This is a genomic window from Bradyrhizobium sp., from assembly GCF_016219575.1.
Taxonomy (GTDB): domain Bacteria; phylum Pseudomonadota; class Alphaproteobacteria; order Rhizobiales; family Xanthobacteraceae; genus Bradyrhizobium.
Map to the genome: position 1 here is coordinate 188,399 of NZ_JACRMG010000023.1, position 15,527 is coordinate 203,925.

At 65.3% G+C, this 15,527-nt stretch carries 16 protein-coding genes and 1 other RNA gene; 9 read left to right on the forward strand and 8 right to left on the reverse strand.

Annotated elements, in window-relative coordinates; genetic code table 11:
- Positions 1-11 precede the first annotated feature (11 nt).
- The 7 genes from HZB49_RS19245 to tkt form a co-directional block, all read right to left on the reverse strand.
- On the reverse strand, positions 12-1,100 hold the full coding sequence (locus HZB49_RS19245; RefSeq protein WP_291614230.1) for a tetratricopeptide repeat protein: 1,089 nt from the start codon (positions 1,098-1,100) through the stop codon (positions 12-14).
- Positions 1,097-1,771, reverse strand: a complete 675-nt coding sequence (locus tag HZB49_RS19250) for a thiamine phosphate synthase (RefSeq protein ID WP_291614232.1) — start codon at positions 1,769-1,771, stop codon at positions 1,097-1,099. The genes HZB49_RS19245 and HZB49_RS19250 overlap by 4 nt, the downstream gene beginning before the upstream one ends.
- A 2-nt stretch (positions 1,772-1,773) precedes the next feature.
- On the reverse strand, positions 1,774-2,799 hold the full coding sequence (locus tag HZB49_RS19255; RefSeq protein ID WP_291614234.1) for a class I fructose-bisphosphate aldolase: 1,026 nt from the start codon (positions 2,797-2,799) through the stop codon (positions 1,774-1,776).
- A gap of 274 nt (positions 2,800-3,073) precedes the next feature.
- Positions 3,074-4,141 carry a class II fructose-bisphosphate aldolase gene (fba, locus tag HZB49_RS19260; protein WP_291614236.1) on the reverse strand — a complete coding sequence of 356 codons (1,068 nt, stop codon included), beginning with the start codon at positions 4,139-4,141 and terminating at the stop codon, positions 3,074-3,076.
- A 53-nt stretch (positions 4,142-4,194) separates the two neighbouring features.
- Positions 4,195-5,391 (reverse strand): phosphoglycerate kinase, encoded by a 1,197-nt coding sequence (locus HZB49_RS19265; protein WP_291614238.1) that lies wholly within the window; start codon positions 5,389-5,391, stop codon positions 4,195-4,197.
- Between the two features lie 132 nt (positions 5,392-5,523).
- Positions 5,524-6,531, reverse strand: coding sequence for a type I glyceraldehyde-3-phosphate dehydrogenase (gap, locus tag HZB49_RS19270; protein WP_291614240.1), 1,008 nt, complete (start codon positions 6,529-6,531; stop codon positions 5,524-5,526).
- A 150-nt stretch (positions 6,532-6,681) separates the two neighbouring features.
- The gene (gene tkt / locus HZB49_RS19275; RefSeq protein ID WP_291614242.1) at positions 6,682-8,664 is read right to left on the reverse strand and encodes a transketolase; all 1,983 of its coding nucleotides are present in this window, start codon (positions 8,662-8,664) and stop codon (positions 6,682-6,684) included.
- 346 nt (positions 8,665-9,010) lie between these two features.
- Between tkt and HZB49_RS19280 the strand changes: the two genes are divergently transcribed.
- The 8 genes from HZB49_RS19280 to HZB49_RS19315 all read left to right on the forward strand — a co-directional run bounded on the left by HZB49_RS19280 (position 9,011) and on the right by HZB49_RS19315 (position 13,666).
- Positions 9,011-9,331, forward strand: a complete 321-nt coding sequence (locus HZB49_RS19280) for a DUF4164 domain-containing protein (protein WP_291614244.1) — start codon at positions 9,011-9,013, stop codon at positions 9,329-9,331.
- Entirely contained in the window at positions 9,328-9,711 is a 384-nt protein-coding gene (locus HZB49_RS19285) for a cell division protein ZapA (protein WP_291614246.1), read from the forward strand. Before HZB49_RS19280 ends, HZB49_RS19285 begins: the two co-directional genes overlap by 4 nt.
- Positions 9,712-9,960: 249 nt before the next feature.
- Positions 9,961-10,170 (forward strand): type II toxin-antitoxin system VapB family antitoxin, encoded by a 210-nt coding sequence (locus tag HZB49_RS19290; RefSeq protein WP_291614248.1) that lies wholly within the window; start codon positions 9,961-9,963, stop codon positions 10,168-10,170.
- Entirely contained in the window at positions 10,167-10,556 is a 390-nt protein-coding gene (locus tag HZB49_RS19295) for a PIN domain nuclease (RefSeq protein ID WP_291614250.1), read from the forward strand. The genes HZB49_RS19290 and HZB49_RS19295 overlap by 4 nt, the downstream gene beginning before the upstream one ends.
- Positions 10,557-10,810: 254 nt before the next feature.
- Positions 10,811-10,971, forward strand: a non-coding RNA gene (gene ssrS / locus HZB49_RS19300) — 6S RNA.
- A 38-nt stretch (positions 10,972-11,009) separates the two neighbouring features.
- Positions 11,010-11,603 (forward strand): 5-formyltetrahydrofolate cyclo-ligase, encoded by a 594-nt coding sequence (locus HZB49_RS19305; RefSeq protein ID WP_291614253.1) that lies wholly within the window; start codon positions 11,010-11,012, stop codon positions 11,601-11,603.
- Positions 11,604-11,605: 2 nt separating this feature from the next.
- On the forward strand, positions 11,606-12,430 hold the full coding sequence (locus HZB49_RS19310) for a TIGR00282 family metallophosphoesterase (protein WP_291614255.1): 825 nt from the start codon (positions 11,606-11,608) through the stop codon (positions 12,428-12,430).
- A 27-nt stretch (positions 12,431-12,457) separates the two neighbouring features.
- Complete coding sequence (locus HZB49_RS19315) at positions 12,458-13,666, forward strand: MFS transporter (RefSeq protein WP_291614257.1); 1,209 nt, start codon at positions 12,458-12,460, stop codon at positions 13,664-13,666.
- Positions 13,667-13,686: 20 nt separating this feature from the next.
- On the opposite strand, the gene HZB49_RS19320 is transcribed toward HZB49_RS19315, so the two are convergent.
- Positions 13,687-14,787 (reverse strand): enolase C-terminal domain-like protein, encoded by a 1,101-nt coding sequence (locus HZB49_RS19320; protein WP_291614259.1) that lies wholly within the window; start codon positions 14,785-14,787, stop codon positions 13,687-13,689.
- Between the two features lie 153 nt (positions 14,788-14,940).
- On the opposite strand from HZB49_RS19320, the gene HZB49_RS19325 reads away from it, so the two are divergent.
- Positions 14,941-15,477, forward strand: coding sequence for a TetR/AcrR family transcriptional regulator (locus tag HZB49_RS19325; RefSeq protein WP_291614261.1), 537 nt, complete (start codon positions 14,941-14,943; stop codon positions 15,475-15,477).
- The last annotated feature ends 50 nt before the right edge of the window (positions 15,478-15,527 follow it).

The window sequence follows — 15,527 nt, forward strand, 5'->3', positions numbered from 1 at the left end:
GTCAAGGCGGATCATTTGTTGCCGAGCCATTTGCGCCCGGCTTCCTCGGCCTTGGCGCGGTCGGCGGCAGGGACGCTGGCCAGGATCTCGTCGAGCTCGGGGTCGCCCTTGCCGGCGCTCTTGGCAATCCAGTGCCATTTCAGTGCCTCGACCTTGTCCTGCTGCACGCCGGTTCCGAACGCGAGCACGCGCGCCAGTCGGTTCTGCGCAATCGGACTGTTCTGCCTGGCGGCCTTGCGCAGCAGCGCCACGGCGGCGGGCTGGTTCTTCGGCGTGCCCGACCCGTTGAACATCGCGATGGCATATTCGACTTCGGCATCGACATTGCCGGCGAGCGAGGCCGCCTGCAGCAGGCGCACCGCCTTCTCCGCGTCCTTCTCGACGCCGGTGCCTTCCTTGTAGAAGGTCGCCAGCGCGTATTGCGCCTCGGGATTGCCGGCGTCGGCCGCGACGCGCAACAGCTCGGCGGCGCGCCGCACGTCCTGCGGCAGCGTCTGGCCGTCGAGATAGAGCAGGGCGAGATTGTAGGCCGCCTTGGGATTGCCGAGTTTTGCGGAGGAAGCGAGCAGCTTCACGGCCTCCTCGCGGTTGGTGCTGCCGCCGCGGCCCGAAAGCCGCATCATGGCGAGCGCAAACATCGCCTCGCGGTCGCCGGCATCGGCGGCGCGCTTGTACCATTCGGCCGCCCTTGCATAGTCGCGCTTGACGCCCATCGCGTTGGCGTAGAGTTCGCCCAGCATGGTCATCGCCTTGGGATCGCCGTTGTACTGCGCACGGGTCATCGCGAGGTCGAACGCGGTCTTGTACATGCCGCGCTGATAGGCGCCGTAGACGAGATCGACATTGGGATCATCGAAGACGGAAGGCGCGGCCTGCGTGGCGGTCGGCGCCGGAGTTGGCGTTGCCGCAGGCGCAGCCTTGGGTGTTGCGGCGGGAGCCGGCTTCTTGGCCGCCGCCGGCGCCTTCTTCTCCTTCGGCCCCTCCTTCTTCGGGGCACCCTTGCTGTCGGCGGCAGGCGGCGTGAGCTGCACCTGCGCGAATGCGCCCGGCGTGAGCATTAGGCTCGCTGCAACAAGCATTATTGGCCGCAAGATTCTCATCCGGCCTGGACTCGTCCGTGAGCGGAGCGATGCGCCTGCCGTATCGCCTGGGCGGCCTCGACCAGCGCCGCTTTGGCACCGCGCGGATCGGCCCAGATGAAATCGCCGACCAGCACGAAATCGGCGCCGGCGGCGGCGAACTCCGAAACCTCTTCGAGCGAAGCGGCAAAGCCGACGCTGGGAGGCTCGAACAGCTCGTCCCACCATTGCAGGCGCTCGGCGATCGCCTCCGCCGAGGGCCGCTCGCCTTTCGCATCGGGCTCGCCGAACAGCACGTAGTCCGCACCCAGCTCGCCCGCGGCCATGGAATCATGGCGCGTCGCCAGTCCGCCGACGCCCGCAATGCGGTCCGGCTTCAGCGACGGAAGCGCTTCTTCCAGCGCCGCGATGCCGGTCAGATGCGCGCCATCGGCGCCGCCGCGCGCGACCAGCTCGAAATGACCGTCCACCAGGAGCGCCGCGCCGGCGTTCTGGATCGCGGGCGCCAGCGCCTTGATGCGCGAGATCATGCTGCGCTGGTCGGCCTCTTTCAGCCGCACCAGCACGGCCGCGACATCGGCGGCCGCGAGCAAGTCCGGCAGGACGCTGACGAGATGCGACGGATCGTCCACCTCCGGCGTCGCCAGATAAAGGCGCGGCGTCGGACGCGGCGGAGGGGGTTTGGCGGCCAAGCTCAAGCCACCTTCTTTTCCAGGCCGGATTCCCAGTTGCCCCTGCTGGCGAGCCCGTTCATGTGCGCGCGGTGCGCAAAGGCGCGCTGGCCGGCGGCGACATTCTCCGATTTGCCCGACCATGCCTTCTGCGGCGCGGCCTGCAGCGCGCGGCCGTAGGAGAAGGTCAGCTTCCACGGCAGATTGCCGATTTTGTTCATGGCATCGAGATGGGCGGTAGCCTCCTCGTCGCTCTGGCCGCCGGAGAGGAAGGCGATGCCGGGCACGGCTGCCGGCACGCATGCCTTCAGCATCCGCACGGTCTTCTCCGCGACCTCGGCGACGGAAGCCTGCTTCGGGCACTTCTTGCCCGAGATCGCCATGTTCGGCTTCAGCACCATGCCTTCCAGCTCGACGCGCTGCACGCGCAGTTCCTGGAAGGTCTTGTTGAGCACGCGCTGCGTCACCTCGTAGCAGCGGTCGATGACGTGGTCGCCGTCCATCAGCACTTCCGGCTCGACGATCGGCACGATCTGCGCCGCCTGGCACAGCGCGGCGTAGCGGGCCAGCGCATGCGCGTTGACACTGATCGCGGTCATGGTGGGGATACCGCTGCCGATATCGATCACCGCGCGCCATTTCGCAAAGCGCGCGCCGCGCTCGTAATACTTCTTCAGGCGTTCTGCGAGCTTGTCGAGCCCGACGGTGACGAGTTCGCCCGGACATTGCGGCAGGGCCTGCGTGCCCTCGTCGACCTTGATGCCGGGGATGGAGCCCGCCTGCTCGATCAGCTTGACCAGCGGCGTGCCGTCCTTGGCGTTCTGCCAGATGGTTTCGTCGTAGAGGATGACGCCGGAGATATATTTGCTCATCGCTTCCGTCGAGCGGAACAGCATCTCGCGGTAGTCGCGCCGGTTGTCCTCGGTCGATTCGACCTTGATGGCGTCAAATCGCTTCTTGATGGTGCCCGACGATTCGTCGGCAGCCAGAATGCCCTTGCCCGGCGTGACCATGGCAACGGCGATTTTGTTGAGTTCGGCAAGATTCATCGGATCGTTCTCCCGGCGTAAGGTGCTTTGACCGCTGAAAATAGACGGTTCTCGGGCAAATGAGGAGATTTACGTTCGTCGCAGGAGGGGAGAGAACTGTGGGGAACACAATGGGGTGAGCTTGGCTCGGTCCACCTCGCCCCGCCTGCGGGGAGAGGTCGCGCCGGAGGCGCGGGTGAGGGGGACTCTCCGCGATTCCGATTGTTTCCGTTGTCGTGGATGCAGCCCCTCACCCCAACCCTCTCCCCGCGAAGAGCGGGGCGAGGGGGAGGCACTAGGCCACCCGCGGGTCGAGTTCGCCCTTGGCGTAGCGCTTGGCCATTTCCGCAGGGGTCAGCACCTTCTTGATCTTGCTGGCCTGGCCTGCGGTATTGAACTCCTGCAGGCGCTGCTTGCACAGTTTCGTCATCGCCTCCATCGCGGGCTTCAGGTACTTGCGCGGATCGAACTCTTCCGGATGGTCCTTGAGCACCTTGCGGATCTGGCCGGTCATCGCCATGCGGTTGTCGGTGTCGATGTTGATCTTGCGCACACCGTTCTTGATGCCGCGCTGGATTTCCGACACCGGCACGCCCCAGGTCGGCTTCATCTTGCCGCCGTTGGCATTGATGATGTCCTGCAGATCCTGCGGCACCGACGAGGAGCCGTGCATGACCAGATGCGTGTTCGGCAGCTTGCGGTGGATTTCCTCGATCACGTTCATGGCGAGGATGTCGCCGTCCGGCTTGCGGGTGAACTTGTAGGCGCCGTGCGAGGTGCCCATCGCGATCGCCAGCGCGTCGACCCTGGTCTCCCTGACGAACTTCACGGCTTCGTCGGGATTGGTCAGCAGCTGGTCGTGCGACAGCTTGCCTTCGGCGCCGTGGCCGTCCTCCTTGTCTCCCATGCCGGTCTCGAGCGAACCGAGCACGCCGAGTTCGCCTTCCACGGAGATGCCGCCGAGATGGGCCATGTCGGTCACGGTCTTGGTGACGCCGACATTGTAGTCCCAGTCGCCGGGGGTCTTGCCGTCGGCCTTCAGCGAACCGTCCATCATGACTGAGGTGAAGCCGGCCTGGATCGCCGTCATGCAGGTGGCGGGTTCGTTGCCGTGGTCGAGATGCACGCAGACCGGAATCTGCGGGTAGATTTCGGTGACGGCGTCCATCATGTGGCGGAGCATCACGTCGTTGGCGTAGGAGCGCGCGCCGCGCGATGCCTGGATGATGACGGGAGCATCGAGCGAGGACGTGGCCTCCATGATCGCCAGCGCCTGCTCCATGTTGTTGATGTTGAACGCGGGCACGCCGTAATCGTGTTCCGCCGCGTGATCGAGCAATTGACGCAACGTGATACGGGCCATGTGTCCTGTTCTCCGGGTTGTCGCGCGCGGTGTGCAGCGCTGATTTGCTTGGACTATCTTGCTCTTAGAACCTCGACGCCGGGCAATGGTTTCCCTTCCATCCATTCAAGAAACGCGCCACCTGCCGTCGAGACATAGGAAAAATCACCGCCGACCCCGGCCTGGTTGAGGGCCGCGACGGTGTCGCCGCCGCCGGCGACCGAGATCAGTTTCTTCGCCCTGGTGCGTTCCGCGGCGTGCTTGGCCGCGACCACCGTGCCGCGGTCGAACGGCGTCATCTCGAAGGCGCCGAGCGGACCGTTCCAGACCAGCGTTGCGGCATCGTCGATCGCCGAATGAATCCGCGAGATCGATTGCGGGCCGACGTCGAGGATCATGCCGTCGGCGGGTATCGCATCCAGCCCGTAGGCATGCGAGGGCGCATTGGCGGCAAAATGATAGGCGACCACGGCGTCGACCGGCAGGATGATGGCGCAGTTGGCGGCCTTCGCCTTCTCGATAATGCGCAGCGCAGTCGGCGCAAGGTCCTTCTCGCACAGCGACTTGCCGACGGCGACGCCCTGCGCGTGCAGGAAAGTGTTGGCCATGCCGCCGCCGATCACGAGCGCGTCGACCTTGGTGACGAGGTTTTCCAGCAGATCGATCTTGGTCGACACCTTGGCGCCGCCGATGATGGCGATGACGGGCTTGGTCGGCGCTTCCAGCGCCTTGCCGAGCGCGTCGAGTTCGGCCTGCATGGTACGCCCGGCATAGGCCGGCAACTTGTGGCCGAGGCCTTCGGTCGAGGCATGCGCGCGGTGCGCGGCGGAAAAGGCGTCGTTGACCCAGATGTCGCCGAGCTTTGCCAACTCGGCGACGAAGGCGGGATCGTTCTTCTCTTCTTCCTTGTGGAAACGGGTGTTTTCCAGACAAAGGATGTCGCCATCCTTCATCGCGGCGATGGCCTTCGCGGCCGGCTCGCCGACGCAATCCTCGGCGAACGCGACCGGCTTCTTGACGACCTTGGAGAGCGCTTCCGCCACCGGTTTCAGCGAGTCCTTGGCGTCGCGGCCCTTGGGCCGGCCGAAATGCGCGAGCAGGATGACCTTGCCGCCCTTGGTCGCGATCTCCGTGATCGTCGGCGCAACGCGCTCGAGCCGGGTGGCATCGGTGACGCGGCCGTTCTCCATGGGCACGTTGAGGTCCACGCGCAGCAGCACGCGCTTGCCCTTTACATCGACGTCATCGAGGGTGCGGAAGGATTTTGTCATTGGCGCTCGCTTGCCCTGGGCGTTTTGACGGTGTCATTCCGGGGCGATGCGAAGCATCGAACCCGGAATCTCGTGATTCCGGGTCTGGTCCTTCGGACCATCCCGGAATGAGGATGCCCGCGACGAAATCAGTTACAGCAGCTTGCCCATCGCGACAGCCGTGTCGGCCATGCGGTTGGAGAAGCCCCACTCGTTGTCGTACCAGGACATCACGCGCACGAGGTTGCCGTTCATGACCTTGGTCTGGTCCTCGTGGAAGGTCGAGGAGTGCGGATCGTGGTTGAAGTCGATCGAGACGTTCGGCGCCGACGTGTAGCCCAGGATGCCCTTGAGCTGCTGCTCGCTGGCGCGCTTCATCGCCGCGTTGATTTCCTTGACGTCGGTGGCGCGCTTGGCGACGATCTTCAGGTCGACGACCGAGACGTTCGGCGTCGGCACGCGGATCGCGACGCCGTCGAGCTTGCCTTTCAACTCCGGCAGCACGAGGCCGATCGCCTTGGCGGCGCCGGTCGAGGTCGGGATCATCGACATCGCCGCCGCGCGGCCGCGATAGAGATCCTTGTGCATGGTGTCGAGCGTCGGCTGGTCGCCGGTATAGGCGTGGATGGTGGTCATGAAGCCGGTCTCGATGCCGACGGTGTCGTTCAAGACCTTCGCCACCGGCGCGAGGCAGTTGGTGGTGCAGGAACCGTTGGAGACGACGAGATGCGCTTTCGTCAGCGTGTCGTGGTTGACGCCGTAGACGATGGTGGCGTCCGCGTTGTCGGCGGGCGCGGAGACCAGCACGCGCTTGGCGCCGGCGGTCAGGTGCGCGGAAGCCTTGTCCTTGGCGGTGAAGATGCCGGTGCATTCCAGCGCGATGTCGACGCCGAGGTCCTTCCACGGCAGCTTCGACGGGTCGCGCTCGGCGCACACCTTGATCTTGCCATTGCCGAGGCTGATGGAGTCGCCATCGACGGTGACGGTGCCGGGGAAGCGGCCATGCACGGAGTCGAAGCGGAGCAGGTGCGCGTTGGTCTCGACCGGGCCGAGATCGTTGATCCCGACGACTTCGATGTCCTTGCGGCCGGACTCGGCGATGGCGCGCAATACGTTGCGGCCGATGCGGCCAAATCCGTTGATCGCGACCCGGAGTGCCATGCTCGTTTCTCCTTCTAAAAGCTGATGCCGCTCCGCAGGGATACCCTCGCGGAGTTGTTGCGGCGGAACGCCCGGTTCGGCCGGGCGGGAACGGTCAAGATGGGGGAGTTCCTATTCCTTTTTCCCGCCGATCTCAACCGAATCAGCCCTTCACCCCAAGCGTTTCAGGGCAGCGTTAACCGCAGCCTCGGCGGTAATGCCAAAGTGCCTGAAAAGGTCCTTTGCAGGGGCGCTGGCGCCGAAGCCGGTCATGCCAACAAACTCACCATCCGGGCCGATCACGGCATCCCAGCCCCAGCGCACGGCGGCTTCGATGGCGATCTTGACCGGGGCGTTGCCGATGATGGCCTTTTTCCGCTCGGCTGGCTGCGCCAGCAGCAATTCCAGCGAGGGCACCGAGACCACCCGCGCTGGGATGCCACGCTCGGCAAGTTGCTTCTGAGCCGCAACTGCAATTTCCACCTCGGAGCCGGAGGCGAACAGCGACACCTTGGCGTCACCCTGGGCAGCGACCAATTCGTAGGCGCCGTGGGCGCAGGGGTTGTCGTTCGGCGCCGTGGTCCGCAGCTGCGGCAAGTTCTGGCGGGTCAGCGCCAGCACGGTCGGGCCATCGGTGCGGTTCAGCGCCAGCTCCCAGCACTCCGCCACCTCGATGGCGTCGCAGGGCCGCAACACCCGCATGTTCGGCATGGCGCGCAGCGCGGCGAGATGCTCGACCGGCTGGTGGGTCGGGCCGTCCTCGCCCAGGCCAATGGAATCGTGGGTCATCACATAGACCACGCCGGCGCCCATCAGCGCCGAAAGCCGCATGGCGCCGCGGGCATAGTCGGTGAACACCAGGAAGGTCGCGCCGTTCGGCGCGAAGCCGCCGTGCAGATGGATGCCGTTCATGGCCGCCGCCATGCCGTGCTCGCGGATGCCGTAATGGATGAAGCGGCCCTTCGGCGTCTTGTGCGAGAAGGCGACCGCCGACTTGGCCTTGTTGTTGTTGGAGCCGGTGAGGTCGGCGGAGCCGGCGACGAATTCCGGCATGGCCTGCACGATCGCCTCGATGGCGGCTTCCGAGGATTTGCGGGTGGCCGCGACCAGCGGCTTTTCCAGCAGCGCCTTCTTGTGCGCGCGCATCGCCCTGGCGAGCGCCACCGGCCGCTCGTGGCGCATGCGGCGCTGGAATTCGTTCTGCTTGCGGTTCGACAGCGTGGCGAACGCTTCCTGCCATTCCTTGCGCGCCGCCGCGCCGCGGGCACCCGCCGCCCGCCAGGCCTTCAGCACGTCGGCCGGTACCGAGAAGGCGTCCTGCGAAATGCCGAGCTTGTCCTTGGCGCCCTTCAGCTCGTCGGCGCCGAGCGCCTCGCCGTGCACCTTGGCGGTGCCCGCCTTGTTCGGCGCGCCATAGCCGATGGTGGTCTTGCAGGCGATCAGCGACGGCTTGCCGGATCTTTGCGCGCGCGCGATGGCGGCAGCGATGGCCTTGGGATCATGGCCGTCGATGCGCTCGGCGGCCCAGCCGGCCGACTTGAAGCGCTTCACCTGGTCGACGGAGTCGGCGATCGAGAGCGGTCCGTCGATGGAAATGCCGTTGTCGTCGAACAGCACGATCAGCCGGTTGAGCCGCCAGTGCCCGGCCATCGCGATCGCTTCCTGCGAGACGCCCTCCATCAGGTCGCCGTCGGAGGCCAGCACATAGGTGTAGTGGCTCACCACCTTCTTGGAAAACTCCGCCGCCAGCATCTTCTCCGCCAGCGCCATGCCGACCGCGGTCGCGATGCCCTGGCCGAGCGGGCCGGTGGTGGTTTCCACGCCCGGGGTGTGGAAGTTCTCCGGGTGCCCCGGCGTCTTCGAATCGAGCTGGCGGAAATTCCTGATCTGGTCGAGCGTCATCTCCGCATTGCCGGTCAGATACAGCAGCGCGTAGATCAGCATCGAGCCGTGGCCGGCAGACAGCACGAAGCGGTCGCGGTCCGGCCATTTCGGATCGGCCGCGTCGTATTTCAGGAACTGCGTGAACAGCACGGTGGCGATATCGGCGGCGCCCATCGGCAGGCCGGGATGTCCCGATTTCGCCTTCTCCACGGCGTCCATTGCGAGCCCGCGGATCGCATTGGCCATACGGGTGTGGTCGACCTGCGTCATGATGAAAATCCGCCTGAAATGAGATGCTTGTGGGTGATACGCAACGCTCGCGAACGCGCTGGTTGGGGGCCGGAAGGCCGGGGAGATCGGCCGCTGGATAGCACCTCGGTTCCCCGAGTCCAAGGCGAGGAAACGCGCTATTCGCCGGAAAAGTTGCTTACGGCATGATCCGGAAAAAGTGGGGACCGGTTTTCCGACCAGATCATGCCCCAGATCAATCGGTGCATAGCTTGGAAGTCTCGTTGCGCGGGCCGATTCGGCCACGTAAAGTTCTTCGTCTAAGCGCTTGCCCAACCGTAGTTTTACCGGAGTGGCGGGCCGATCAAAATGTGCGTGTAGTCTTGGGATGAACGAGCGCCCCGCCAACGGTTCCGGCATGGCCGACACCTCTGCCTTCGATCTGGAGGCCGCCACACGGCGGCTGATGGCGGCGCTCGAAGCGCTGGAGAGCGCAGTCGAGCGTCGCCGCGATTCCGACCGCGACGAGAACGAGCTGGCCAGCCGCATCCAGGCGCTCGGCGTCGACCGCTCGCGGCTGGCGCAGGAGCTCGACAATTCGCTGGTGAAAACGCGCAAGCTCGAGCGCACCAACCGTGAAATCGCCGAACGGCTGGACGCGGCGATCGGTACCATCCGCACCGTGCTCGAAGGCGGAGACGAGGCATGAGCCACATCAACGTCACCATCAATGGCCGGCAATACCGCATGGCCTGCGAGGAGGGGCAGGAGGTGCGCCTGCTCAAGCTCGCCGAGAGCCTGGAAACGCGGGTCACCGAGCTGCGCGGCAAATTCGGCGAGATCGGCGATGCGCGCCTCACCGTGATGGCCGCGCTCACCGTCTGCGACGAGCTGCTCGACGTCACCGCGCGCCTGCACGCGATGGAGCAGGAGCTCGAAAGCGCCCGCAGCCTGCGCGCCGCCGCCGTCGACCGCGCGCGGACGACGCAGACGGCGGTGGCCAATGCGCTCAATGCCGCAGCCGACCGCATCGAGAAGACCACGCAGGTGCTCAACCGCACCATCGGCGGCGGGATCGCGATCGGGTGAGGCTTTATCTCAACCGCTAGCCAACATCATTCGCTGGGACCGTTCGCGAAAGCCGATCGGATCGCGCTCATAATCTCCAGACCGAAACGTCACATGGCACTGTCTGACCAAGTCTACCAGGCGGGACCAAGCACCTTGCTTGGGCGAAGGGCGATCTGCTGCGGACGATCCCTGAATTGATGTTGCATTGGCACTTTGAGTGTGTATAAAATGGTTAATCCATACACACTGCTCGAACGAGCCAGCCGCATGCGAACCAACATCGAAATCGATGATGAGTTGTTGTCCCAGGCGATGACGGCGACCGGTTTGGCGACCAAGCGCGCCACGGTTGAAGAGGGTTTGCGGCTGCTCGTCCGGCTGCGCAAGCAGACAAAGGCGCTGGCGGAACTCGAGGGATTGGGTTGGGAGGGCGATCTCGGGGCGATGCGTCAGGGCCGCCCGCAACGCCGGCCGTGATTCTCGTCGATAGCTCCGTCTGGATCGCGCATTTGCGCGGGCAGCGCACTTTGGCGACCCGCAAACTGGAAGAAGCCGTTGCACGGGAACCGCTTCTGGTTGGCGATCTGATGCTGCTCGAAATCCTTCAGGGCGCTCGGGACGACGCCCATGCCACGCGCATCGAACGCGCGTTGCGCCAGTACGCGATCGTGCCCCTGCTGGATGCCCATCTAGCCCCCCGTGCCGCCAGAAATTACCGCAAGCTGAGAGAGCTGGGCATCACGATCCGGAAAACAGCCGACATCATCATCGGCACCTTTTGCATCGAACATCGCCACGCGTTGCTGCACGACGATCGTGATTTTGCACCTATGGAAGAGCATCTTGGTCTCAAGGTCGTCTAAGCCGCCGCCTCCAGCTTCTCGTCGTTCCGAGTAAACGGCGAGCAGATAACCCTGGTCGGAAGTGCGGCGCTGATAGACCTGCTGACCATTTGGCTTCGTGAAACACTGTCTGAGCAGCCGGTAGCCCCAGAGGGCTTCGTCGCTTCCGGCGCTCTGGCGCTTGCTCCGGCGTAAAACCGGCTTGCCGCCGCTTGCTACACAGCCGCGACCCCTTACCGCTGGCGATTCCCCCGCTTCATAGCTACATTACCCCCGCGAAGCTGCGTTGCGCGTCAGGAGCCATATATCCCCGGGGCCTTATCGATCCTTTAGGGAACTGTCCCTGGCCGGGCCCGTGGGCTCGGACATATGGTGCCCACCTACTTTCGTAGGGAACTCCGGGATCGAGCGCTTCAACGGCATCTGCGGCTTCGCACTTTTACTTTGGCCGTTTGCAAATTGGCCGTTTGCACCATGGACGCAGCACCTTCCAAGGCTGAACCTTCCAAGGCCGACCTGCGTGCCGCTGCGCTGGCGGCCCGCGATGCGTTGGGGGACAAGAAGCGCGAGGCGGCGGCGAACAAGATCGCCAAACGTGGCCTGCCCTTTGAGATCGCCCCGGGTGCCGTGGTGTCCGGCTATTCGCCGATCCGCAACGAGCTCGATCCGGCGCCACTGATGCTGAAACTCGCTCTGGCCGGCGCCCGGCTGGCGCTGCCGGTGGTGAATGCACGCGGCAAGTCGCTGACGTTCCGCGCCTGGTCGCCCAGCGATCGCCTGGTGCTGGGATCGCTCGGCATTCCCGAGCCGTCGCCGGCCGCCGCCGAGCTGATCCCCGACATCATGCTGGTGCCGCTGGCGGCTTTCGACCGCGCCGGCCACCGCATCGGCTATGGCGCGGGCCATTACGACCACACCTTCGCGCATTTGCGCAAATCGCATCACGTGACCAGCGTCGGGCTCGCCTTTTCGGTGCAGGAAATCCCCTCCATCCCCGCCCTGTCGCACGACGTGGCGCTGGATTTTGTGCTAACGGAAAAAGACGTGTTCGATTTCCGGAGCAAATAGGTTTGCGTATCCTCTTCATCGGCGATGTCGTCGGCCGCACCGGCCGCACCGCCGTCATCGACTATCTCCCCGGCATGATCAGGGACTGGTCGCTCGATCTTGTCATCGTCAACGGCGAGAATTCGGCGGGCGGCTTTGGCATCACCGAAGCCATCTATCAGGAATTGCTCGATGCCGGCGCCGATGCCGTCACGCTCGGCAATCACGCCTGGGACCAGCGCGAGGCGCTGGTCTTCATCGAGCGCGCGCCGCGGCTGATCCGCCCGGTCAACATGCCGCCCGGCACGCCCGGCCGGGGCGCCGCCCTGATTGACACGAGGCGCGGCAAGCGCGCGCTCGTCGTCAACGCCATCGGGCGCGTCTTCATGACGCCGTTCGACGATCCCTTCGCCGCACTGTCGCGCGAGCTCGCCGCCTGTCCGCTGCGCGAGGCGGCCGATGCCATCGTGGTCGATTTCCACGGCGAGGCGACATCCGAGAAGCAGGGCATCGGCTTTTTTTGCGACGGCCGAGCCAGCCTCGTCGTCGGCACCCACACCCATGTGCCGACCGCCGACCACCAGATCCTGCCCGGCGGCACCGGCTATATGAGCGATGCCGGCATGACCGGCGACTACGATTCGGTCATCGGCATGCAGAAGGAAGAACCGCTGCGCCGCTTCACCACCGGCATCCCTTCGGCGCGATTCGAACCGGCCGCGGGCGAAGCGACGCTGTCGGCCGTGGCGGTGGAGACGGACGATGCGACCGGCCTTGCGACGAAGATCGCGCCGGTGCGCAAGGGCGGGCGGCTGGCGCCAGCGATGCCGGAGTTCTGGAACGGTTAGCGGACTGCATGGCCGCGCGGATGTCTCATGGCTGCGAATGCTGAAAGCCCCCGGCCTGGTGGATTGCGCGAGGTGCCCCCGGCCGTCTGGGCGCTGGGCTTGGTCTCGCTGCTGATGGACGTCTCTTCGGAGATCATTCACGCCCTGCTGCCGGTCTATCTCGTTACCGCGATGGGCGCCTCCATGGCGACGGTCGGACTGATCGAGGGGATCGCCGAGGCGACCGCCTCGATCACCAAGGTGTTTTCAGGCGCGTTGTCCGACTGGATGGGCAAGCGCAAATGGCTGGCCGTCATTGGCTATGGCCTGGCGGCCTGCACCAAGCCGGTGTTTCCGCTTGCTTCCTCGGTCGGATGGCTGGTGGCCGCGCGCTTTGTCGACCGTGTCGGCAAGGGCATTCGCGGCGCGCCCCGTGATGCGCTGATCGCGGATATCGCGCCGCCGCATTTGCGCGGCGCGAGTTTCGGGCTGCGTCAGTCGCTCGATACCGTGGGTGCCTTCGTCGGGCCGGCGCTTGCCATGGCCCTGATGTGGCTCACGGTGGACAATTTTCGCGCCGTGTTCTGGGTGGCGGCGGTCCCGGCGTTTCTGTCCGTGGCGCTGCTGGTTTTCGCCGTGGCCGAACCCGCGCGCACCGCGCCGGGTGATTCGAGATGGCCGCTCAGCCTTGCGGAGCTGAAGCGGCTGGGTCCGGCTTACTGGCAGATTGTTGCCATCGGCGTTGTGTTCTCGCTGGCGCGCTTCAGCGAAGCTTTCCTGATCCTGCGGGCGCAGGCGGTTGGTCTCGCCACCATGCTGGTGCCGCTGGTGCTGGTCCTGATGAACGTGGCCTATGCGCTGTCGGCCTATCCCGCCGGCGCGCTCTCGGACCGCACCAGCCGAGTCTCCGTGCTCAAGGCCGGCTTTGCATTGCTGGTCGCGGCGGATCTCGTGCTTGCGTTCACGGCGGGCCTCGAAGGCATCGTCGCCGGCGTGGCGTTGTGGGGATTGCACATGGGCCTCACGCAAGGCCTTCTGGCGGCCCTGGTCGCCGATACCGCTCCGGCCGAACTGCGCGGCACCGCCTACGGCATGTTCAACCTGCTGACCGGGCTCGCGCTGCTGGCGGCAAGCGTGCTTGCGGGTGAGTTGTGGGATCGCATCGGATCGCAGGGCACCTTTCTCGCAGGGGCCGCCTTCACGGTGATTGCGCTGATTGTACTTGCGGCCACAAAGCCGGCCGCGCGCGGGACCTGACGCGTCCCTCGCGACAGCACTCAGGCGTCCGCCAGATATCGGCTGACCGCGTCCTCGTTCCACTCCAGCCCGATGCCGGGTGCGTCGGGAATATGGAATAGCCCGTCGCGAATTTCGTACGGCTTCTGCAATATCGGATCGGCCCAATCCTGCCATTCCAGCCAGTGCGCGGTTTCGGTCACGCGCATCACATGGGCTGCGACTTCGGGATAAAGATGCGTCGACATCGGCGTCCCCCACGCACCGGCAATCGCGGCGGCGCGCAGCCAGCCGGTCACGCCGCCGATGCGCATGAAGTCCGGCATGACGAGGTTACAAGCCTTTGCCTGCAGCGCCGCGTGCAGGGCGCGCGGGCCATAAAAGTTCTCGCCGATCTGAATCGCCGTATCGATCTCGGCGGTGAGCTGCGCGTAGCCGTCCAGATTGTCGTAGACGATCGGCTCCTCGATCCAGGCGAGTCCCTGATCGTCCAGCATGTGACAGCGCTGCAGCGCTTCACTCAGATTCAAGCCCTGGTTGAAGTCGGCCATCAGTTCGACGCCATCGCCGACGGTCGAGCGGACGGCCTCGATGGCGGCGATGTCGTCGCGCGGCCGGTCGCGACCGAGCCTGATCTTCAACGCGGCAAAGCCGCCTTCGTCGCGAAGCGCGATGGCGTCGGAGGCAAGCTGCTCCGGCGGCTGCAGCCACAGGCCGTTGCTGTTGTAGGCCTTTACCGGTCCGACGGTGCTGCCGAGCAGGACGCACAACGGCATCCCGGCGGCTTTCGCGAGCGCATCCCACGCCGCCATGTCCAGTCCGGAAACGGCAATCATGGATTGGCCTTCGTAGCCTACGAAATGCAGCGACTTGCGCGCCAGCTCGTACAATTCGGCCGGTGCGACCCGGCGGCCCCGGAGCATCTCGCCGAAATCGTGCAAGGCGGGTACCAGGTAGCGCATCGTCTTGACGGTGTAGGGCTCGAGATAGCTGCGCCCGACGATGCCTTCCTCGGTGACGAGGTCGATCAGGATCAGTGGCCAGTCCGTGATGGTGGCGATCCTTGCCACGACCGGCCGCTTCAGCTTGAGCACGATGGGCCGGGCCTTGATTGACCTGAAGGTGAGCGAGGCCGGTCGCATGACGAGGCACCTCCTGCTGGACGGAAAAATTGCCGGGCGCAATATCGCGTTCAGTCTTGCAAGCGGCCGATAAACTGTAAATGTACTCACCGGTATACTTATAGATCGGAGGCCGGGATGCGAAGGCAGACGGCGGAAGTCCGCATGAGGATCGTGGACGCAGCCTACGAGTCGTTCTGGCGGCTGGGTTTCAGGAGAGCCAGCGTTGATTCCATCGCAGCGCGTGCCGGACTGACCAAGCGCACCGTCTACGCCTACTTCCGCAGCAAGGACGATCTGCTCGCCGCCGTGCTGCAGCGATACGAGGAACTGGCCGAACTGCGGCTCGGGCATATTGGTGACCGCCTGCCTGCCGACCGCATCGGGCTGATCGATTCCTTTTTCGGTCAGTTGGGCGGATGGGCGAGCGCCACGCCGCGCTGGTCGGGCTCTGGATTCACCAGGCTCGTCGTCGAACTCGCCGATCTGCCCGGTCATCCCGCCCGCGCCATCGCCCGCCGCGCCAAGGCGAAGACCGAATTATGGTTGGCTGAACGGCTGGCAAAAGCGAGCGTGAAGAACGCGCGCGAACGCTCCCGCGAGATCATGCTGCTGACGGAAGGTGCGATGGCACTCACACTGATACATGGCGGGCGAAACTACATCGACGCTGCGGCCAGCGTTGCGAGGCGGCTCGTAAGGACACGATAAGATGGCCTCGTCGGCTGGTCCGTCGCCTTCGCGCCTTGCATGTCAAGGCA

Coding starts and splice junctions, on each gene's coding strand:
- HZB49_RS19245 (WP_291614230.1), bottom strand. CDS start 1,100: ATGAGAATCTTGCGGCCAATAATGCTTGTTGCAGCGAGCCTAATGCTC.
- HZB49_RS19255 (WP_291614234.1), bottom strand. CDS start 2,799: ATGAATCTTGCCGAACTCAACAAAATCGCCGTTGCCATGGTCACGCCG.
- fba (WP_291614236.1), bottom strand. CDS start 4,141: ATGGCCCGTATCACGTTGCGTCAATTGCTCGATCACGCGGCGGAACAC.
- HZB49_RS19265 (WP_291614238.1), bottom strand. CDS start 5,391: ATGACAAAATCCTTCCGCACCCTCGATGACGTCGATGTAAAGGGCAAG.
- gap (WP_291614240.1), bottom strand. CDS start 6,531: ATGGCACTCCGGGTCGCGATCAACGGATTTGGCCGCATCGGCCGCAAC.
- tkt (WP_291614242.1), bottom strand. CDS start 8,664: ATGACGCAGGTCGACCACACCCGTATGGCCAATGCGATCCGCGGGCTC.
- HZB49_RS19280 (WP_291614244.1), top strand. CDS start 9,011: ATGAACGAGCGCCCCGCCAACGGTTCCGGCATGGCCGACACCTCTGCC.
- HZB49_RS19285 (WP_291614246.1), top strand. CDS start 9,328: ATGAGCCACATCAACGTCACCATCAATGGCCGGCAATACCGCATGGCC.
- HZB49_RS19290 (WP_291614248.1), top strand. CDS start 9,961: ATGCGAACCAACATCGAAATCGATGATGAGTTGTTGTCCCAGGCGATG.
- HZB49_RS19305 (WP_291614253.1), top strand. CDS start 11,010: ATGGACGCAGCACCTTCCAAGGCTGAACCTTCCAAGGCCGACCTGCGT.
- HZB49_RS19315 (WP_291614257.1), top strand. CDS start 12,458: ATGGCTGCGAATGCTGAAAGCCCCCGGCCTGGTGGATTGCGCGAGGTG.
- HZB49_RS19320 (WP_291614259.1), bottom strand. CDS start 14,787: ATGCGACCGGCCTCGCTCACCTTCAGGTCAATCAAGGCCCGGCCCATC.